Source organism: Buchnera aphidicola (Astegopteryx bambusae) (genome assembly GCF_039365365.1).
GTDB lineage: Bacteria > Pseudomonadota > Gammaproteobacteria > Enterobacterales > Enterobacteriaceae > Buchnera_G > Buchnera_G aphidicola_B.
The window spans coordinates 69,504-91,255 of the sequence record NZ_CP134985.1 but is presented as its reverse complement, the minus strand read 5'-3'; the positions used below and the strand labels follow the sequence as shown (position 1 = coordinate 91,255).

Here is a 21,752-nt window from a genome sequence, read left to right as displayed (position 1 = left end):
AAATTATTTACAATGTAATATATAAAATCTTTTTTTACCTATACACAAAATACAATATTTAGAAAATATTTTATCAGATTCTTTTAATACATATTTACAATCTTTTTTAACAATATTGTTTATTCTAACAGCACCAGAAACAACAATTTTTCTAGCTTTATTCAATGAATTAGCAAACATAGTTTTTTTTAATATTTCTGATAAATTATTTTTTTTATTAATATAAATCTTTGGAACACCAATATATTTTTTAGTTAAATACATAAAATCAATTTCTTTAAAACAAAAAAAATTTTTTCTAAATAACATTTTAGTAATTTTTTTTACTATATATAAATAATTTTTTCCATGAACAAATTTAGTAATAGCATCTGCAATGATATATTTGTTTTTAATTATATTTTTTATAGAATCTGTATTATTAATTTTTTTTTTACTTATTATATTAAAAAAATAAAATATTTTTATAAAATATTTAGCTTCTTTATCAGATATATTTAACCAAAATTGATAAAAATCGTATATAGAAGTTTTTTTTCTATCTAACCAAATAGAATTATTTTCACTTTTACCAAATTTTTTACCATTTTTTTTTGTAAACAATGGAATTGTTATACCAAACACTTTTTTTTTATATAATTTTTTAGTTAAATTTATACCAGATACAATATTACCCCATTGATCTGATCCTCCTATTTGCAAAATTACATTATAATTTTTATATAAATAAGAAAAATCATATGCTTGCAATAAACTATAAGAAAATTCAGTGAATGACATTCCCTTATCTATTTTATTTATTCTATCTTTTACAGAAGATTTATGTATCATTTGGTTTACAGAAAAATGTTTTCCAATGTTTCTTAAAAAATCTAAAATATTAATTTTGTTAAACCATTCGTTGTTATTTAATATAATTGTATTTTTTATAGAAAAATTTCGTTTTAATATTGATAATATTTGTAATTCTAATTTTTTTTGATATTTTAATATTACATTTTTAGAAATCAATTTTCTTTCACTATTTTTAAAACTCGGATCACCTATTAAACTTGTACTACCTCCTATTAAAAAAATTATTTTATTTTTATATTTTTGAATTTTTTTTAAAAATAATATAGGTAAAATATGTCCTATATGTAAACTATCTGAAGTAGGGTCAAATCCACAATATAATGTAATTTTATTATATTTTTTTATTTCTTGTAAAAAATTATGTTCATTAGTTATTTTATCAATTACTCTATATTTTTTAAATTTTTTTATTATTTCTTTATTAATCATAAATTATTCCTAAAATAATTATTTTTGATATTTTAAAAGTAAAATATATAACAAACAAAATTATATTTTAACATAAAGATTTAAATACTTTCTACATTATCTATATCAAATATTAAATTTATATTATTAACATATAAAAAAAGTTTAAAATTATTAATTAATTTATCAAAAATTTTTCTTAAAAAATTTTTTGAAGAATAAGATATTAATATTTTATAATAAAATATTTTTCTATATTTATTAAAATAAATATAATTAGTATTAATAAAAAAAAAATTTTTTATATTTAAAAAAGTTGAATTTTTTAAGAAAAAAATTATTTTATTTAATAAAATAAATAATTTATCTTTATTTTTACTCTCTAATTTTAAAATTGCATGAATACTAAAAGGAGGCAAATTACATTTTTTTCTATTTTTTAACAAATATTTAGAAAAATTAAAATATCCAGAAAAAAAAAATTTTTTAAACAAATTATCTTTATATAATTTAGTTTGTACAAATACACTAAAAGAAAAATTTAGTTTATCAAAAAAAAACTTTATTATATTAAAATATGCTTGACTAAATTTTTCTATAGATCTAAAATTTGGAAAATAAAAAAATACATCTATATAAGGAAAAACTAATAATTTTACATTTTTTAATTCATATTTATAAATATCTTTATTGCTAACTACAAAAATACATTTTGAATTAATGTTAATATTTCTATTAACAATTTTATTTTTTAAAAAAACTACAGATATATTATAAAAAATTTCCTTTATATTTTTTATTAAAAATTTTATATTACATTTTTTATAATTAAATTTTTTATTTCCACATTTTTCACAAAAAAATATTTTTTTTTTTTCAGTAAAACAAAATCTGCAAAAAATTTTATTTTCACATGTATTAAATTCACAAATCTGATTACAAAAATTACATTTTAATACACATTTACACACAGAACAACTTAAAAAAAAAAACATATTATAAATACCATCAAATATAATACATATATTTTTTCCTTTTTTTAATGTTTTTTTCATTTTATTTAATAAATAAATTGAAAACACACCCATAAACCTTTGAGAACTAATATCTACAAAAATTTTTTCTATTTTTTTATATAATTTTTCTGTTTTATTAAATATTTTTATTTTTTCTATTTTTTTATTATTAACATTATATAAAGTATTCAATTCTGGAGTAAAAGATTCTAAAATAACAGGAACATTTTCATAATATGCTCTTAATAATAAAACATTTTTAACATTAAAAATCCATTTGTCTATAATTCTATATTCGCAATTGTGTTCTTCATCAATAACTATCATTCCTAAATTTATAATTGGTAAAAAAATTCCTATTTTAGTAGATATTATTATTAAAGGACTCTGTTTATTAAAAATTTTCCAACAAAAAAATTTTTCATTTTCTGTTAATTTAGAATGATATATTAATACAGGTAAAAAAAAATTTTTTCTAAATTCATTATTAAATTTATTTAACAAAATAATATTAGGAACTATAAACAAAATTTTTAATTTTTTTTTTAATATTTCTGAAAATAACGTTGCATAAAATTTTAATTTTTCAAAAAATAACATATTTGTAATTAGCCATACCTTAAAAACATTTAAATTATTTATTATTTTTAATAATTTGTTTTTAGAAAAAATATTTTTTTTAAAAAAAATATTATTTTGCAATTTAAATTTTTTATAAAAAACTTTTTTACAAAAAACATATTTTTTCACGCATATATTTTTTTTTTTTAATTCATTTAAAACATAATTAGATAATTTATATTCTTTACATTTTTTTAAACTAAGATCATTTTTTCTCAATAATTTTAAAGCAAAAATCTGTTTTTTACATCTTTTTAAAAAATTTTCTTTTAAAAATTTTCCATAATCGGTAATAGACCATGTATATGTTAAATTTTTTTTTATAATTTTTTTAGTTTTAAAAAAATTAGGGATGCTAAAAAAAACTATAAAATTCATAGAACATTTATAATATTTAGAACATAATAACATAGTTTTCCATACACTTTTATTAAAAATAGAAACTTTGTCAACTAGAAAAGATATTTGTTTCAATTTTATATTAATATCCTTATTTTTATATAATTTATAAGATAATATCACACCTAAAGTTTTTTTATTATTAAAATTTACTAACACTCTACCACCAATAATAGGTGTTTTATAAAAATTATAAAAATAAAAAAATGTTTTTCTGATTGGTATAGGCAGAGATATTTCTACGATAAAAGTCATATTATTAAAAAAATCTTGTTAAAATATTTATATACATAATATATAATAAAAAAAATTATATAAAAATATTTAATTATTAAAAAACTATATATATATTGAAAAAATACTATTTGTATATTATAATTTTTAAAACTTTTATTATACGTCCGTAACTCAGAAGGTTAGAGTGCCATTATGACATGATGGATGTCAGTGGTTCGAATCCACTCGGACGTAAAATTATAAATAATAGTTATATTATTATGAAAAAAAAATTTTTAATATCAAGTATTATAAAATATTTAAATAAAACACAAAAAATATTAATTGCATATAGCGGCGGGTTGGATTCTACAGTTTTACTTCATCAATTTATTAAATTAAAAAAAAAAATATTAAATAAAATAAAAATACGAGCAATACACATAAATCATAACATTAGCAAATTTTCACAATTATGGGAAAATCATTGTTATAAAGAATGTAAAAAAAATAATATAACATTTATTTCAGAAAAAATAAATAAAAAATTTAAAAAAAATTTAGAAAATTCATTAAGAGAATATAGATATAAAATAATAAAAAAAAAATTATTAAAAAATGAAATAATCGTAACAGGACATCATTTAGATGATCAATGTGAAACTTTATTATTATCTTTAAAAAGAGGTAGTGGGCCAAACGGTTTATCTTGTATGAAAAAATTAACAAAATTTGGTAATGATAAACAACTTTTAATTCGTCCATTTATAAATATAAAAAAAAAAAAATAGAAAAATGGGCAAAAAATAATAATATAAAATGGATAAATGACGAAAGTAATCTTGATACTAGTATTGATAGAAATTTTATTAGATTAAAGGTTTCACCAATATTAATAAAAAGATGGCCATTTATTCAAAAAAATTTATATAGAACTACAAAAATATGTCAAGAAAATGAAAGTATAATAAGATTTTTTATATATCCTATATTAAAAAAATGTAAAATAACAAATACAAAAATAAAAATAAATAAAATAAAAATATTTCCAAAAAAAATTGGAATTTTAATAATTAGATATTGGCTAAAAAAATTAACAAAAAAATTTTTGTCTTACAAAATAATACATCAAATATATAAAGATTTTATTTTATGTAATAAAAATAAATTTTCTTCAATAAAATTAAAAAATTATAAAATACAAAAATGTCAAAATATTATATACTATATAAAAATTGTAACAAATATAAAAAATTTAATAATATTTTGTCATTATCCATTTAAAAAAATAAAACTTCCAAATAAATTAGGATATATAAAAAAAAGTAAAGAAGGAATCATAAACATTCCAGCTCCAGACAAAAAAGATTTAATAAACATTAGATTTCAATTTCAAGGTAATATAAAAATATATAAAAATAAAAAATCTTGTAAAATAAAAAAAATATGGAAAAAATTTAAAATACCTAATATATATAGAAATGATATACCATTATTATTTTATAATGAAACTTTTATATCTGCAATAGGTCTGTTTGTAGTATTAAATAAAAAAACTATTAATAAAAAAAATTTTTGGAAAATTTCATGGAAAAATTATATATAAAAAGTACTATTTTTTTAATAATTTTTCAAAATCTTTAATTAAAATTTTTTTATATAATATCTTTACATTAGAAATTTTATGATTTAATAATGGAAATTTTATATTTTCAAAAGTTAAAGACATATTTAAAAAATCTTCTACTTTATTAGACAAATCTGGTATTATTGGTTTAATATATGTCATAATTACTATAAAAAAATTTATCCCCATTGAACAAACGTTTTGTACATAACTTAAATTATTATTATTTACAAAATTCCACGGAGCTTTTTTGCTTATATAAAGATTAGCAAAATCAGAAATTTTTAAAATTTCTATAATTATATTTTTATATTCAACATTTTCAAAAAAGTAATTTATTTTATTGAACTTATTAAGAAAATTATTATATTCTTTAATATAAGAATCATTCATTTTTTTTGAAAGCATTCCATCAAAATATTTATTTATTAATTTGGCATTTCTAGAAGCTAAATTTACAATTTTATTTACTAAACCTGAATTTACATTATTAATAAAATCATTAGCACTAATATTAATATCATCTATACTATTAGAAATTTTAGACGCATAATAATATCTTAAACTATCAGAATCAAAATGTTTTAACCATTTTTTTGCACTAATAATATAGTTGTTAGATTTAGAAAACTTTTTATCATTTAATTTTACATGACCATGAACATATATCTTAGTAGGTTTTCTAAAATTTATTGCACTTAATATAGAAGGCCAAAATATACTATGAAAATAAATTATATCTTTTCCTATAAAATTATATAATTTTGTATTACTATTTTTATCCCAAAATTCAGAAAAATTTATTTCACTTTTTTCTAAAGATAATTTTTTAAAAGTGCTAATATATCCAATTGAAGCGTCAAACCAAACATAAAAATATTTTTTTTTAAAACCAGGTATTTTAAAACCAAAATAAGGATAATCTCTAGATATGTTCCAATCTTTTAATCCAATATTAAACCATTCTAAAACTTTTTTATAGACATTATTGCTAAAAACATCTGAAAAAATCCATTTTTTTAGAATTTTTTTAAAATATGATATATTAAAAAATAAATGTTCAGTTTCTTTTAAAATAGGCGTCTTTTTTGAAAAAATAGACATTGGATTAATTAAATCATTTACCGAATAAAAAGCTCCACAAGAAGAACAATTATCACCATATTCTTTATTGCTATTACAAACAGGACAAGAGCCAAATACATATCTATCCGGTAAAAATATTTTTTTATAATTGTCATAAAATTGTTTAATTATTTTTTTTTTAATTAATTTATTTTTTTTTAAAATATAGAATATTTTTTTTACTAAGTATAAATTTTCCTTAGAATGTGTGGAATAATATTTATCATATGATATATTAAAGTTAATAAAATCTTGTTTGTGTTCTTTTAAAATATTTTTTATTAAAAATTTTTCTGAAACATTATTTTTTCTAGCTTTTAATGTTATTGCAGTTCCATGAGCGTCATCAGCACATATAAACCAAATTTTATTATTTTTCATTCTATTATATCTTACTAATATATCTGCTTGAATATGTTCTAATAAATGACCTATATGAATAGGCCCGTTAGAATAAGGAAATGCACAAGTAACTAAAATTTTATCTTTCATATTATCTTAACCACATTAAAAAAATATTTTAAAAAATATTTTAAACAATATAAAATAATTTTTTAAAAAAATTAATATTTGTATTTAACTTATTATAAACATGAATAAAACATATTTTTTTCAATTTTATATAAATTATTTCCAATTAGTATGAAAACTACCTTTTACATCTATTCTTTCATATTCATGTGATCCAAAAAAATCACGTTGTGCTTGTATCAAATTAGAAGGCAAATTTTTAGATCTATAACTATCATAATAAGAAATTGCAGAAGAAAAAGCAGGAATAGATATACCATATAAAACAGATGAAGATACAATCTTTCTTAAAGAAAATTGATAATTACAAATTATTTTAGAAAAGTATTTGTCTAATAATAAATTTTTTAAATTAATATTCTTTTTATAGGCATTTATTATTTTATTTAAAAATTTTGCTCTAATAATACAACCTGATCTAAAAATTTTAGCAATGTTAACATAATTTAAATTCCATTTTTTTTTTTTAGAAATTTTATACAATTGTGAAAATCCTTGAGAATAAGAAATTATTTTACTAAAATATAAAGATCTTCTAAGATCCTCTATAAATGCATCTTTGTCTTTACACAAAAATTGTTTTTTTGGACCTATTAAAATTTTGGAAGCACAATTCCTTTCGTGTTTTAAAGAAGATATATATCTGTATATTACAGATTCAATTATTAAAGACAATGGTGATTCTATCTCTAAAGAACTTTTGCAAACCCATTTTCCAGTTCCTTTGTTTTTTGCTGCATCAGATATTAAATCTATTAAATATTTTTTATCTGTGTCTTTTTTTAAAAAAATTAAACTGGTTATTTCTATTAAATAACTATTTAATTCTCCTTTATTCCATGTACTAAAAATATTCGATATTTCCTTATTATTCAACTTTAATAAATTTTTTAATATACAATAAGATTCTGCTATTATCTGCATATCTCCATATTCTATACCATTATGTACCATTTTTAAATAATGACCAGAACCATCAGGTCCTATATAATCAACACAAGGTGTCTTATTATATTTTGCAGATATGTCAAAAAAAATATGTTTTATATTATCATAAACACTCTTTTTACAACCAGGCATAATAGAAGGACCTAAAAGCGCTCCCATTTCCCCTCCAGAAATTCCAGCTCCAACAAATTTTATATTTAATTTATTTAAATATATTTCTCGTTTTATAGTATCTTTGTAAAAAGAATTTCCTAAATCTATTATTATATCGTATTTATTTAAATATAATAAAATAGATTTAATTACTTTATCTACAACAATACCAGACTGAACTAATAAAAATATTTTTCTGGGTCTTTTCATAGAAAAAATAAAGTCTTTAATTTTTTTAAAACAAAAAATATTTTTTTTAGGATGTTCTAAAACAATTTTTTTAGACTTTTTATAAGATCTATTAAAGATAGAAACAAAATATCCATTTCTTTCCAAATTTAAACACAAATTTCTTCCCATTACGGACATACCAATTATTCCAACTTGCTCTTTTTCCATATTATTTCACCAATATAAAAATAGATAAAATAAAACAAATTTATTAATTATTTTTTTCTTTTAAATAAATTATGTATTATTTTATACATATTTAATTTTTTTGCATGTATCAAAACTAATAAATGATATAATAAATCTGAAACTTCATTAACAAATTTATTAGTATTTTTTTCTAAAGAAGATAAAATTGTTTCTACAGATTCTTCTCCTACTTTTTGAGCTATTCTTTTAATTCCAGAACTATATAATTTATGTGTATAAGAATCTTTAAAAAATTTTTTTCTATTTTCTATTATATCTTCTAATATATATAAAAAATCAAAATAAGTTTTTTTATACTTAAAACAACTTTTATTTTTAAGATGACAAGTATTACCAATAGGTTTTACTAAAATTAATACAGTATCAAAATCACAATCTAACACAATATCTATTACTTTTAAAAAATTTCCAGATGTTTCCCCTTTAGTCCATAATCTATCTTTTACTCTAGAATAAAAAGTTACAACTTTTTTATCAATAGTAATTTTTAATGCTGTTTTATTCATATAACCTAACATTAAAATTCTTCCAGAATAATTATTCTGTATTATAACTGGAACCATATAATTTACTTTTTCCCAGTTAATTAAACTAGAAATTTTTTCTATAGTCATAATCTTACTTCTATACCTTTTTTAAACAAAAAATTTTTTAATTTTTTAATATGAATTTTTTTATTATGAAAAACTGATGCTGCTAATGCTCCATCTACATTAGCATTTTTAAACACATCATAAAAGTGTTTATAAGATCCAGCCCCACTAGAAGCAATCAAAGGAACTCTGCATATTTTTCTTATTTTTTTTAATTGTTTTATATCATAACCTAAATTTAAACCATCAAAATTAATTACATTTAAAACTATTTCTCCAGCTCCAAGTTCTTGTACTTTTTTCACCCAATCATATGTATATAAATTTGTATTAACAATTTTTTTAGAATCTCCTGTATATTTAAAAACAAAATACTTATTTAACTTTTTGTTAAAAAATGAATCTATTCCTACAACCACACATTGTTTTCCAAATTTATTAGCAAGTAAACTTATTAAATTTGGATTATCAATTGCTGGTGAATTAATAGAAATTTTATCTGCTCCATTAGAAAGTATTTTATTAGCGTCTTCTACACTTCTTATACCTCCAGCAACACAAAAAGGTATATTTAAAATTCTAGATATCTTATACACTAAATTTTTGTTAGCTAATTTATTTTCTGTATAAGCTAAAATATCATAAAAAACCAATTCATCAGCTCCTTCTAACATGTATCTATTTACTATAGATAATATATTTTCAGATATTATTTTATGATTTTTAAATTTTATTCCTTTAACAATTTTATTATTTTTTATATCTAAACAAGGAATGATCCTTTTTGCCAACATGAAATAGCCTCCGAAACTTTAAATCTATTTTCTAAAAAAGCTCTTCCAATTATAATATCAGATACATTTGTATGTTTAATTTTTTTTATATCTTTCAAAGATTTTACACCACCAGAAGCTTGCACAAATAAATTTTTAAACTTTTTAGTTATACTTTTGTATAGTGAAAAATTTGGACCATTTAGTGTTCCATCTCTATTAATATCAGTACATAATAAATGTTTTAAACCACATTTTTCATATTCAGAAATTATGTCAATCATATTTTTATTTGATGATTTAGTCCATCCATTTATTTTAATTATGTTCAAATTTTTTTTTTCGCACACTACATCTATAGCCAAAACAAGTTTATCACCATATTTTTTAAACCATTTTTTTGTTTCTGAAACATTTTCAATAGCGGAAGATCCTATAACAATTCTTTTAGCTCCATATAATAATAAATTTTCTATATCTTTAATATTTCTTATTCCCCCACCTACTTGTATAGACAAATTCACATTTTTTAAAATCTTTTCTATAAAATTATTTTGTCTATTTTTTGGATTTTTACTTCCATCTAAATCCACCAAATGAAGTATTTTCGCTCCTTCTAATCTATATTTTTCTATTAAAAAAAATAGATCGTCTTCATAAAATTTTATTTTTTTATAATTACCTTTATATAATCTAACTACACTATTATTCAATATATCTAAAGCAGGAATTATCATTTTTACACCAATAAAAAGTTTTTTAATAGTAATGAACCAGATTTTCCAGATTTTTCTGGATGAAATTGAACTCCGAAAAAATTTTTGTATTTTATAGATGAAGAAAAATATTCTCCATAAAAAGTACTAGAAATAGTATTTTTATTAATTGGAACTATATAACTATGTACAAAATAAAATCTTTCTCCTTGAAAAATGTTTTTAAATAAAATATTGTTATTATGTACTACATTATTCCATCCCACATGTGGAACAGATAATTTTTTATCTTTTATTAATATACATGAATTGTTTATAATATTTAAAGTATTTATCACTTCGCCTAATTTACTTTCTTCACTATCTTTACAAAATAATTGCATTCCTAAACAAATACCAAGAATTGGATTTTTATAATTTATTATTTCTTCAAAAATATTTTTATTTTTCATAAATTTAATTACATGTGATGCATTCCCAACACCAGGCAAAAATAATTTTTTAGAATTTCTAATTTTTTTATAATTTTTTGAAACTGATACTTCATATCCTAATCTATTAATAGCAATCTTTAAAGAAGATATATTAGACGCTCCAGTATTTACTATTACAATATCTTTTATCATAATAACATTCCTTTAGAACTTTGCACATAATTAGAATTTATAGATATTGCATTTTTTAGTGCTACACCAAAAGATTTAAATATGCTTTCACATATATGATGATCATTTTCTCCAAAAGCTTTTATATGTATTGTACTTTTCATAGTATAACTTAAAGAATAAAAAAAATGTTTTACCATATTCGAATTAAAATCTCCTAATATTGTATTTTTTAAATTAGATTTAAAACAAATATATGGTCTTCCTGAAATATCTAAAACACATTCAGAAACACTCTCATCCATTGGTATTATACCAAATCCAAATCTATTTATACCATTCATTTTCTTTATAGCATTAAAAAAAACTTTTCCTAAAGTAATTGCAACATCTTCTACAGTATGATGATCATCTATATGTATATCTCCTATAGCTTTTACACACAAATAAATTCTAGCATGAAAAGCTAATTGATTTAACATATGATTAAAAAAATTTATTTTAGTATCAATTTTACTAATATTAAATTTATTCAAATTAACAAATATCTTTATATCAGTCTCTTTTGTTTTTCTATGTACAGTTATATCATCATTATAATTAATTATTTTATTCTGAATATTTTTCCAACCAAATTCCTCTGTATATAAAATTCCTTTTATACCAATATTTTTTGCAAATTCTATATCTGTTTTTCTATCTCCTATAACAAAACTATTATTTACATCCATATGATTATTTTTAAAAAATTTTTTTAAAATTCCAATTTTAGGTTTTCTGCAAACACAATTATCTGTATCATAATGCGGGCAAATAAAAATTTTATAAAATTCAATACCTTGAGAAAAAAAAATATTAATAATAAAATTTTGAACAAAATAAAAATTCTTTTTTGTAAAATTTTTTGTTCCTAATCCATCTTGATTAGTAACCATAACAAAATTATAATCATTTTTTTTCAAATTTAACAAAGATATAAAAACATTTTTTTTAAACTTTAATTTTTTTATAGAATCTACTTTAAAATCTTCAGTAGGTTCATCAATTATAGTTCCATCTCTATCTATAAACAAAAATTTTTTTTTCATAAAATAAAAAACGTTCTCTATTATTTATATTTAAATTTATAAGAAAGTCTTTTTAACTCATAAACTAACTTTTTACATTCTATTTTTGTACCTATAGAAATTCTAACACAATTTTTTAATCCCAAATTATTATTTTGATTTCTTAAAACTATTCCTTTAGACAACATTTTTTTTATAACAAATTTTGATGAAAAACATTCTATTAATATATAATTAGCAAAACTTTCAAAAACTTTTTTTATAAATTTTATTTTTTGAAGTTTTTTATATAACCAAATTTTATTTTTTAAAACTTCTGAAACTGTTTTTTTCATAAAATTTATAAAATTAGAATTTAAAAAATTTTCAATGAAATTAGATGTTAACGTAGATATTGGATAAGGAGATATAAATTTTTTTAAAATTTTTATTATTTCTATGTGTGCTATAGAGAATCCACATCTTATTCCAGCCAAACCGAATGCTTTTGACATAGTTCTTAAAACTATCAAATTAGGATATTGTTCAATTAAATTTACTATGCTTTCAGAATAACAAAATTCTATATATGCTTCATCTACTATTACTAAAACCTTTCCAAAAGAAATATTTAATATATTTATTAAAATTTTTTTTGGCATAATATCTCCAGTTGGATTATTTGGTCTGCATATATATATTAATTTTAAACATTTTATATTTTTCTTTATTGCATCATAATCAAAATTATTATAGTTTTTTGTAAAAACTTTAATAGTTTTTATTTCAAAAATTTCTGCATTTACTCTGTACATGTCATAAGTAGGAGGAAAATACATTATTTTATCTACATTAGGTTTGCAAAAAATTTTAATAAATAATTCAATTGATTCATCTATACCTCTACTAACAAAAATATTTTCAAAATTAATTTTTGAATATTCTGCATATTTTAAAATTATATTTTTTGGTTGAGATTCTGGATATCTATTTAAATTTCTATTTATTATAGAAAATTTATTATTTATTGGTGATTCATTTGCATTTAACCAAATGTTACCTTGTACACACATGCTTCTTGCAGATTTATATGCACTAAAATTTTTAATATCAAATTTAACTAATTTTTTAAATTTCAAAATTATCTTTTTCCTTTAAATATTTTTTTCTAATACTAACAGATCTTCTATGACCTTCTAATCCTTCTGAATTAGATAATGTATCAATTGTATTAGACAATTTTAATAATCCTTTGTATGTTAGTTCTTGGATTGTAATATTTTTTACAAAATCTTTCAATCCAATTCCAGAAACAGAAGAAGAAAATCCATATGTAGGCAAAACATGATTTGTTCCTGAAGCATAATCACCTGCAACTTCAGGGGACCATTCACCTAAAAAAATTGATCCAGCATTTTTCACATATTTTAATAAATCTTTATAATTTTTCGTGCAAATAGACAGATGTTCTGGAGAATAAATATTAGATATTTTTACACAGTTTATTAAACTATCTTCTAAAATAAATTTGGTGTGTAATAAAGCTTTTTTAACAATATTTTTTCTAGGCAAATCATTTAATTGAACTTTAATTTCTTTACAAACTTTTTTAATTATATTTTTAGAATTGGTTAAAAAAATTACATGAGAATCTTCACCATGTTCTAATTGAGCAATTATATCAGATGATACAAATTCAATATTGACATGTTCATCTGCAATAATTAATAGTTCAGAAGGTCCAGCTTGCATATCAATACTAGTCCCAATATTCATTTTACTAATTTGATTTTTTGCTTCAGTAACATAATAATTTCCAGGACCAAAAATTTTATCAACTTTCGGTATAGTATTTGTCCCGAAAGCCATAGCTCCTATAGCCTGAGCACCACCTACTTGAAAAATACTTTTTATATTACAAATTTTTGCAGTATATAACAACTCATTACTAATTTTAGGAGAAGAACAAACAATTATGTTATCACAACCAACAATATTTGCGGGAATACATAACATTAACATTGTAGATACTAAATTAGAATTTATTCCTTTAGGAATATAAATACCAACATTACAAATTGGTCTTTCTATATATCTACAATATACACCATCATCTATTACTGCTTCAAAATCATTATTTTTTTTTTGAAAAAAATGAAACTTTTCTATATTTTTTTTAGCATGCAATATAGCATTTTTAAATTTTTCATCTACTGAAATATCCTTTATATTAATATCAAAACAATTTATTTTTATTTGTTTTTCTTTTATATTATCAAACAAATTATTATATTTATATATTGCGTTATCCCCGAATTTTTTTATATCTAATAAAATATTTTTTACTTTTTTTATAAATTTTTTTTTAGTAAAAAATATTGGTCTAATTAATAACTTCTTTTTTTTTAAATTAGTTAAATTTTTCCAAGTATATATAATTTTATTAAAATTCATTTTTAAAATTACTCCAACATTTTTTCAATAGGTAATATTAAAATAGATTTTGCTCCTAACTCTTTTAATTTTTCCATAGTATCCCAAAATATTGATTCCCTGCTAACAATATGAACAGCTACCATTTCATCTTTTTCTAAAAATTTTAACTTGTATATAGTTGGTTTTGTACATCCTGAAAACAAATTAATTATACTATTAACTTTAGAAGAAGAGATATGCATAACAATATATTTAGATTCTCTGGCTTTGATTACACCATTAATTCTAGATATAAATGTATTTATAATATTTTTCTTAAATAAATTTAAATTACTATCATTTGATATGATACAAGCGCTAGAATTATGTATAATCTTAACTTCCTTCAAACCATTAGATACCAATGCCTCTCCTGTAGAAACCAAATCAAAAATAGCATCTGCTAATCCAGCTCTAATTGCTACTTCAACAGAACCGTTTAACTTACACAATTTAAAAGATATATTTTTTTTGTTAAAATATTTTTTTAATATATATGGATAAGATGTAGCTATTCTTAATCCATTTAAACAATTTATTCCATAATATTTTTTTTCAGTTGGCAAACCTATAGAAAGTCTACATATTCCAAAATCTAAATGTTTTAATATTTTAAAAGAAATTTTTTCTAATTTAAATTTTCTTTTTAAAACCTCTTCTTCTAAAACATTTCTTCCTACAATTCCTAAATCTACTATACCATCTATAACCAATCCTGGTATATCATCATCTCTAACACACATAACATCAATAGGCATATTTTCAGAAAAAGAAATTAATTTATTTTTTTGAAAATTTACTTTTATATCACAATTATGTAATAATTTTCTTGAATCTTTACTCAATCTACCAGATTTTTGTATTGCTATTTTTAATTTTTTATCATACATTTTTAAATTCTCTATTTTAAATTTAATATTAAAACATTCATATTTTGAATATGTTAAGTTATGAAAAAATATTTTAAAAATATTTATTATATAAAAATCTATATATAAAAAAATTTTAATACAATTAAAATAATTAATTTAAAATTAAACTATATTTTTTTTGAAATGTCTATTATTACAAAAATTGAATTACTTTTACCTAAAAATCTAGGAGATTCATGAAAAGCAACAATATCAGGATGATTAGATAACCATAAAGGTATTTTTCTTTTTAAAATTTCTTTTCCATGACCATGTATTATTCTTATATAAGAAAAATTTTTTTTATAACATATAGAAAATAAATTTGCTATTTCTTTTTTTGTTTCTATAGAGTTCATACCATGAACATCTAAAAAAATTTCTGGAAAAAATTTTCCATATCTCAGTTTTTTTAATTTATTAATAAAACAATTAGATCTAAAATACCTAATAGGCTCATAAGATAAATTTCTACTAATTTTTTTTTCAGAAAAAAAATATCTATGAAAATCTATTTCAAAATATTTTTTTTTATATTTTTTTTTAATACTACAAACATTTTTTTTATAATAAAAAACATTATCTTGAACCATAATATCTATATTTTTAAAAGATTTTTTAAAAAGATATAAATCATTATAAGAAATAAAACTTTTTTGTTTCATAACATTCCTATTAAAAATTTCTAATAAAATAAATTTTATAATAAAATTATTATAAAATTTATTTTATAAAAAACATACATTTTTATAAAAATAAAAAATTACTAACATACAAATTGTGTATATAATATTAAAAATATAAAACTAAACTATTAAAATTGAGATATTATAATGTCTGGAAATACAATAGGAAAAATTTTTTGTGTAACAACTTATGGAGAATCACATGGACATTCTTTAGGATGCATAATAGATGGAATGCCACCTGGAATAAAAATTTCAAAAAAATATATACAAAAAGAACTAAACAAAAGAAAACCTGGAAATTCCAAATATACTACTCAAAGAAAAGAAAAAGATAAAATAAAAATACTTTCAGGAATTTTACATGGTAAAACTACTGGGACAAGTATAGGATTGATAATAAAAAACCAAGACAGTAGAGAAAAAGATTATGAATCTATAAAAAATTTATATAGACCAGGACATGCGGATTATACATATCAAAAAAAATATGGAATAAGAGATCATAGAGGCGGAGGTAGATCTTCTGCAAGAGAAACGTGTATGAGAGTAGCAGCGGGAGCATTCGCAAAAACATATTTATTTAAAAAATATAATATAAAAATTAGAGGATATTTAAAACAAATCGGGCCAATAATTTGCAAAATGAAAAATTGGGAAATAGTAAAAAAAAATCCTTTTTTTTGTGGAGATGAAAATAAAATAAAAAAAATAGAAAATTTTATCAAAAAAATAAAAAAAGAAGGAAATTCAATAGGCGCTAAAATTAAAATAATTGCTAAAAATGTTCCAGCTGGATTAGGAGAACCTGTCTTTGACAAATTAGATGCAGAAATCGCATATGCTCTTATGGGTATAAATGCAGTAAAATCCGTTGAAATAGGAGATGGAGTAAATGTATCTAATCAAAAAGGAACAGAACACAGAGATGAAATGGACAAAAATGGTTTTATGTCAAACCATGCAGGAGGAATTTTAGGAGGGATAAGTAATGGAGAAAAAATAATTATAACTATATCATTAAAACCAACTTCCAGTATAAAAATACCAGGAAAAACTATAAATAAAGAAAATGAAAATAAAAAAATAATAGTAAGAGGAAGACATGATCCATGTGTTGGAATAAGAGCTGTTCCTATAGCAGAAGCTATGATAGCAATCGTTTTAATGGATCATGTTTTAAGAAACAACGCACAATGTAAAAAATAAAATTTTTATAAAAATATTTTTATAAATATAATAAAAATAATCTTTTAATAACATATAATAAAAATTTTATCTAAACAATTTTTAATATTAAAAATATTAAAAAATTAATATTTTTTATATAATATAAAATTTTATATTTTTATAAAAAATATGTTTTATTTTAAGAGAGAATTTATATGTTTAAAGGAAGTATTGTGGCTTTAATCACTCCTATGAAAGTAAATGGAGATATTTGTTATAAAAGTTTAAAAAAATTAGTTAGATATCATATAAAAAATAATACTGATGCTATAGTGTCCGTAGGAACAACTGGAGAATCCGCCACTCTAACACAAAAAGAACATTATAATGTAATAATAAAAACAGTGAAATATGCAAAAAAAAAAATACCAATAATAGCTGGAACAGGATCTAATTCTACTAATGAATCTATAGAATTAACAAAAAAATTAGAAACATCAGGAATTTCAGCATGCTTAAATGTTGTTCCATATTATAATAAACCAACACAAGAAGGAATGTTTAAACATTTTGAAAAAATATCTAAAAACACCAAACTTCCACAAATATTATACAACATACCTCAAAGAACAGGTTCAGATTTATTGCCTGAAACTACAATAAAACTATCTAAAATAGACAATATAATAGGTATAAAAGAAGCTAGTGGAAATTTGTCTAGAGTAAATAACATAAAATCTTTTGTAAAAAAAAATTTTCTATTAATTAGCGGTGATGATACTACTGCATTAGATTTTATTCAACTAGGTGGAAATGCTTTAATATCTGTTACAGCAAATATAATGCCAAACAAAATATTCAAAATGTGCAAATTTGCAATTAACAAAAACTTTAAAAAAGCAAGAAAAATTAATGATAAAATACATGAACTAAATAAATTATTATTTATAGAAACAAATCCAATACCAATAAAATGGGCGGCAAAAAAAATTGGTTTAATAGATAATAATATAGTAAGATTGCCTTTAACAACATTATCAAAAAAAAATAAAAAAATATTAAAAAAAGTATTAAAAAAATATTATAAAAAATAAAATATTAAAAAATTATTTTTAAACAAAAAAATTAAATACACAGAGTGTCTATTGATACTCCGTGTATTATAAAAAGTGATTCATAAATTTAAAAAAACAAAAAAAATAAAAAAATTATAATAATAATCCTTCAATGATTTTTTGATAAATAGCACTTAATTTATTTAAATCGTTAATATTTACAAATTCATTAGGTTTATGAATTGTATTATTTAACAATCCTAATTCTACTATCTCAGATTTCATAGTAGAAATAAATCTGCCATCAGAAGTTCCTCCAGAAATAGAAACTTTAGGTTTTTTTTTATTTAATAAGAAAATAGTTTTATTAACTATGTCTAACAATTTTCCTCTTTTTGTAATAAATGGTTTACCTGATAGTTTCCATTTCATAAAAAATTTTATATTATGATAATTTAGTAAATTTCTAACACAAAATTTTATTTGTTTAACACTAACTTTATGACTAAATCTGAAATTAATTCTTAAAAATAAATTTTCTGAAATTACATTTTCTGGCACATCTTCTGAAAATATTTTTGACACCTGAACACTAGTTTTTTCATCTTTATCCACATAATTATCCCCCCAATCAAATTTTGTTAAATCATGTATAAAAAAACATGCTTTATGAATTAAGTTTTCAGAACTATTAGGATATGCAATGTGACCTCCTTTTCCTAAAAAATATAATTTTAAGTGTAAAGATCCTCTTCTTCCATTTTTTATCGTATCTCCTAAAAAAATTTCACTAGTTGGTTCTCCAACTATACAATAATCTATTTTTTCTTTTTTTTTAATAAGATATTTTACAACTTTTTTAATACCATTTTTAGCGCTGCCTTCTTCATCAGACGTCAAAAGAATAGTTATTCTTCCTTTCATTTTATGAACAAACTTATTTAAAAAATTTTTAACGGATATTATAAAAGAAGATATAGATCCTTTCATATCTGCAGCTCCTCTTCCAAATAAATTATTATCATGTATAGTAGGAACAAATGGATTATATTTCCAATTTAATAAATTACCCGGAGGAACAACATCAGTATGACCTAAAAAGTTTAATGTTTTACCATGTTTATTTCCTATTTTAGCAAACATATTATTAGTGTCTTCAATTTTAAAATTTTCTATTGCAAAACCAAGTTTGTATAATTCCTTAGATATAATTTTTTGACATCCCATATCATTAGGACTAATAGAAGCTTTTGATATTAATTTTTTTAATAATTTTAAAATAGAACTATTCATAATAAATTCCTAATTATGAAAAAAATATAAAAAATCTATTTTATAAAAAAGTTTTTTATTTTTTTAACTATTTTATTTACTGTAAAACCCAAATTATGTAACAAAATATTTTCTGGAGCAGAATGAGAATATTTATTAATACCAATAGATAAATTATTGTTACCTATGTATTTGTACCAAAAATCAGATATTCCTGCTTCTATAGAAACTCTACTTTTTATATTCTTTGGTAATACAAAATTTTTATATGTTATATCTTGAGAATCGAATACATTAGTAGATGGCATAGAAACCAATCTGATTCTATATTTTTTGTCTTTATTTAAAATTTTACATACTTTATAAGATATATTTAATTCAGACCCACACGAAATTATCAAAAAATTAGGATTTTTCGAAAAATCTTTTATTACATATCCACCTTTAAATATATTATCTATTTTATTTTTATTTTTTGATTTAACATAATTTAAATTTTGTCTTGATAAAATTAATGCAGAAGGACCATTTTTTCTATCTATAGAATGTTTCCATGCAGCAATAGTTTCTAATTCATCACAAGGTCTCCAAACATTTAAATTTGGAACAATTCTTAAACTAGATAATTGTTCTATAGGTTGATGTGTTGGTCCATCTTCACCTAACCATACTGAATCATGAGTATATACAAAAATATGTTGTATTCTCATTAAAGATGCCATTCTAACAGCATTTTTAGCATATTCCATAAACATTAGAAATGTAGAAGTATATGGTATAAAACCTCCATGATTAGAAATACCATTTGCAATAGCAGTCATTCCAAATTCTCTAACACCATAATCTATATAATTTCCATATTTACATTTACTAATTGATTTTGCTGTAGACCATTTTGTTAAATTACTTGCTGATAAATCTGCAGAACCTCCTAACAATTCTGGTAAAAATTTTCCTAAAATTTCAATGGTATTTTTAGAAGATTGTCTAGTAGATATATTAGAAACATTGTTAGATACTTTTTTAAAATAATTATAAATTTTTTTTTCAAAATTTTCTGGAAGAATATGTTTCATTCTCCTGATATATTCTTTATATAATATAGGATATTTCTTTTTATATTCTAACAATTTTATTTTCCAAGAATTTTCTAAAATATTTCCATTTTTTATAAAATTCCATTTTTTATATATTTTTTTCGGAATAAAAAATGGTTTATATTTCCAACCTAAATTTTTTTTAGTTAATTTTACTTCTTCTATACCTAAAGGAGCTCCATGAGATTCATGAGAATTTTCTTTGTTAGGAGACCCGAATCCAATTTTAGTATCACATATTATTAAAACTGGCTGATCTACACTTTGTTTTGCTTTTTCAATAGATTGAATTATATTATTTCTACAATGACCATCTACATTGTCTATTACAAGCCAATTATATGCTTGAAACCTTTTCTTTGTATCTTCAGTAAACCACCCACTAACATTTCCATCAATAGAAATATTATTTCTATCATAGAAAACTACTAATTTATTTAACTTTAAATGTCCAGCTAAAGAACAAGATTCATGAGAGATACCTTCCATTAAACAACCATCTCCTACAAAAACCCACGTATAATGATTTACAATTTCACAATCTTTTTTATTAAAAGTATTTCTTAAAATACTTTCTGATATAGCCATACCAACAGCATTTGACAATCCTTGACCCAATGGACCTGTTGTTATTTCTACTCCAGAAGTTATATGTTTTTCTGGATGACCTGGGGTTTTAGAACTAAGTTGTCTAAATTTTTTTATTTCTTTTATAGGTAAATCATAACCTGTAAGATGTAATAAACTATATAATAACATAGATCCATGACCATTTGATAATATAAATCTATCTCTATCATTCCAATTAGGATTTTTTGGATTATGCTTTAAAAATTTTCTCCATAAAACTTCAGCTATATCAGCCATACCTAATGGCATTCCTGGATGTCCAGAATTAGACTTTTGTATAGCATCTATACTTAACGCTCTAATTGCATTAGACAATTTTTCTTTATACATAAAAATCTCCAAAATTTCTAAAAATTTTAAATACATATATTATCAAAATATAT

At 20.3% G+C, this 21,752-nt stretch carries 18 protein-coding genes, 1 tRNA gene and 1 pseudogene; 5 read left to right on the top strand and 15 right to left on the bottom strand.

Annotated elements, in window-relative coordinates:
* Positions 1-3: 3 nt before the first annotated feature.
* Both tyrS and RJD44_RS00450 read right to left on the bottom strand, forming a co-directional pair.
* On the bottom strand, positions 4-1,284 hold the full coding sequence (gene tyrS / locus RJD44_RS00455) for a tyrosine--tRNA ligase (protein WP_343190024.1): 1,281 nt from the start codon (positions 1,282-1,284) through the stop codon (positions 4-6).
* A gap of 80 nt (positions 1,285-1,364) precedes the next feature.
* Entirely contained in the window at positions 1,365-3,554 is a 2,190-nt protein-coding gene (locus RJD44_RS00450) for a hypothetical protein (protein ID WP_343190023.1), read from the bottom strand.
* A 142-nt stretch (positions 3,555-3,696) separates the two neighbouring features.
* Between RJD44_RS00450 and RJD44_RS00445 the strand changes: the two genes are divergently transcribed.
* From RJD44_RS00445 to tilS (RJD44_RS00435), 3 genes and pseudogenes are all read left to right on the top strand, one after another.
* A tRNA-Ser gene (locus RJD44_RS00445) sits at positions 3,697-3,770 on the top strand.
* A pseudogene (tilS, locus tag RJD44_RS00440) lies at positions 3,734-4,329 on the top strand (tRNA lysidine(34) synthetase TilS); the annotation flags it as partial. The gene RJD44_RS00445 and the pseudogene tilS (RJD44_RS00440), both read left to right, overlap by 37 nt.
* Positions 4,330-4,623: 294 nt before the next feature.
* On the top strand, positions 4,624-5,121 hold the full coding sequence (gene tilS, locus RJD44_RS00435) for a tRNA lysidine(34) synthetase TilS (RefSeq protein ID WP_343190021.1): 498 nt from the start codon (positions 4,624-4,626) through the stop codon (positions 5,119-5,121).
* 6 nt (positions 5,122-5,127) lie between these two features.
* Here the strand turns inward: tilS (RJD44_RS00435) and metG are convergent, their stop codons facing one another.
* From metG to smrB, 11 genes are all read right to left on the bottom strand, one after another.
* Positions 5,128-6,759 (bottom strand): methionine--tRNA ligase, encoded by a 1,632-nt coding sequence (gene metG / locus RJD44_RS00430; protein ID WP_343190020.1) that lies wholly within the window; start codon positions 6,757-6,759, stop codon positions 5,128-5,130.
* Between the two features lie 135 nt (positions 6,760-6,894).
* Positions 6,895-8,298, bottom strand: coding sequence for an NADP-dependent phosphogluconate dehydrogenase (gene gndA / locus RJD44_RS00425; RefSeq protein WP_343190019.1), 1,404 nt, complete (start codon positions 8,296-8,298; stop codon positions 6,895-6,897).
* A gap of 47 nt (positions 8,299-8,345) precedes the next feature.
* A complete protein-coding gene (gene hisIE / locus RJD44_RS00420; protein WP_343190018.1) occupies positions 8,346-8,954 on the bottom strand; it encodes a bifunctional phosphoribosyl-AMP cyclohydrolase/phosphoribosyl-ATP diphosphatase HisIE in 609 nt (202 codons plus the stop codon).
* Positions 8,951-9,727 (bottom strand): imidazole glycerol phosphate synthase subunit HisF, encoded by a 777-nt coding sequence (gene hisF, locus RJD44_RS00415; protein WP_343190017.1) that lies wholly within the window; start codon positions 9,725-9,727, stop codon positions 8,951-8,953. Before hisF ends, hisIE begins: the two co-directional genes overlap by 4 nt.
* Positions 9,697-10,443, bottom strand: coding sequence for a 1-(5-phosphoribosyl)-5-[(5-phosphoribosylamino)methylideneamino]imidazole-4-carboxamide isomerase (hisA, locus tag RJD44_RS00410; RefSeq protein ID WP_343190016.1), 747 nt, complete (start codon positions 10,441-10,443; stop codon positions 9,697-9,699). Before hisA ends, hisF begins: the two co-directional genes overlap by 31 nt.
* Positions 10,444-10,445: 2 nt before the next feature.
* Complete coding sequence (hisH, locus tag RJD44_RS00405; protein WP_343190015.1) at positions 10,446-11,048, bottom strand: imidazole glycerol phosphate synthase subunit HisH; 603 nt, start codon at positions 11,046-11,048, stop codon at positions 10,446-10,448.
* A complete protein-coding gene (gene hisB / locus RJD44_RS00400; protein WP_343190014.1) occupies positions 11,045-12,115 on the bottom strand; it encodes a bifunctional histidinol-phosphatase/imidazoleglycerol-phosphate dehydratase HisB in 1,071 nt (356 codons plus the stop codon). The genes hisH and hisB overlap by 4 nt, the downstream gene beginning before the upstream one ends.
* A 20-nt stretch (positions 12,116-12,135) precedes the next feature.
* Complete coding sequence (gene hisC / locus RJD44_RS00395; protein ID WP_343190013.1) at positions 12,136-13,212, bottom strand: histidinol-phosphate transaminase; 1,077 nt, start codon at positions 13,210-13,212, stop codon at positions 12,136-12,138.
* A complete protein-coding gene (gene hisD, locus RJD44_RS00390) occupies positions 13,202-14,527 on the bottom strand; it encodes a histidinol dehydrogenase (protein ID WP_343190012.1) in 1,326 nt (441 codons plus the stop codon). The genes hisC and hisD overlap by 11 nt, the downstream gene beginning before the upstream one ends.
* Positions 14,528-14,535: 8 nt before the next feature.
* Positions 14,536-15,438, bottom strand: coding sequence for an ATP phosphoribosyltransferase (gene hisG, locus RJD44_RS00385; RefSeq protein WP_343190011.1), 903 nt, complete (start codon positions 15,436-15,438; stop codon positions 14,536-14,538).
* A 149-nt stretch (positions 15,439-15,587) separates the two neighbouring features.
* Entirely contained in the window at positions 15,588-16,124 is a 537-nt protein-coding gene (gene smrB, locus RJD44_RS00380; RefSeq protein ID WP_343190010.1) for an endonuclease SmrB, read from the bottom strand.
* A 168-nt stretch (positions 16,125-16,292) separates the two neighbouring features.
* Here smrB and aroC point away from each other — a divergent pair, with 168 nt between their 5' ends.
* Both aroC and dapA read left to right on the top strand, forming a co-directional pair.
* Positions 16,293-17,354, top strand: coding sequence for a chorismate synthase (gene aroC / locus RJD44_RS00375; RefSeq protein ID WP_343190009.1), 1,062 nt, complete (start codon positions 16,293-16,295; stop codon positions 17,352-17,354).
* A 176-nt stretch (positions 17,355-17,530) separates the two neighbouring features.
* Entirely contained in the window at positions 17,531-18,409 is an 879-nt protein-coding gene (gene dapA / locus RJD44_RS00370) for a 4-hydroxy-tetrahydrodipicolinate synthase (protein ID WP_343190008.1), read from the top strand.
* A gap of 114 nt (positions 18,410-18,523) precedes the next feature.
* Here dapA and dapE read toward each other — a convergent pair whose 3' ends face one another.
* Both dapE and tkt read right to left on the bottom strand, forming a co-directional pair.
* On the bottom strand, positions 18,524-19,663 hold the full coding sequence (gene dapE / locus RJD44_RS00365; protein ID WP_343190007.1) for a succinyl-diaminopimelate desuccinylase: 1,140 nt from the start codon (positions 19,661-19,663) through the stop codon (positions 18,524-18,526).
* A gap of 35 nt (positions 19,664-19,698) precedes the next feature.
* Complete coding sequence (tkt, locus tag RJD44_RS00360) at positions 19,699-21,699, bottom strand: transketolase (protein WP_343190006.1); 2,001 nt, start codon at positions 21,697-21,699, stop codon at positions 19,699-19,701.
* Between the last annotated feature and the right edge of the window lie 53 nt (positions 21,700-21,752).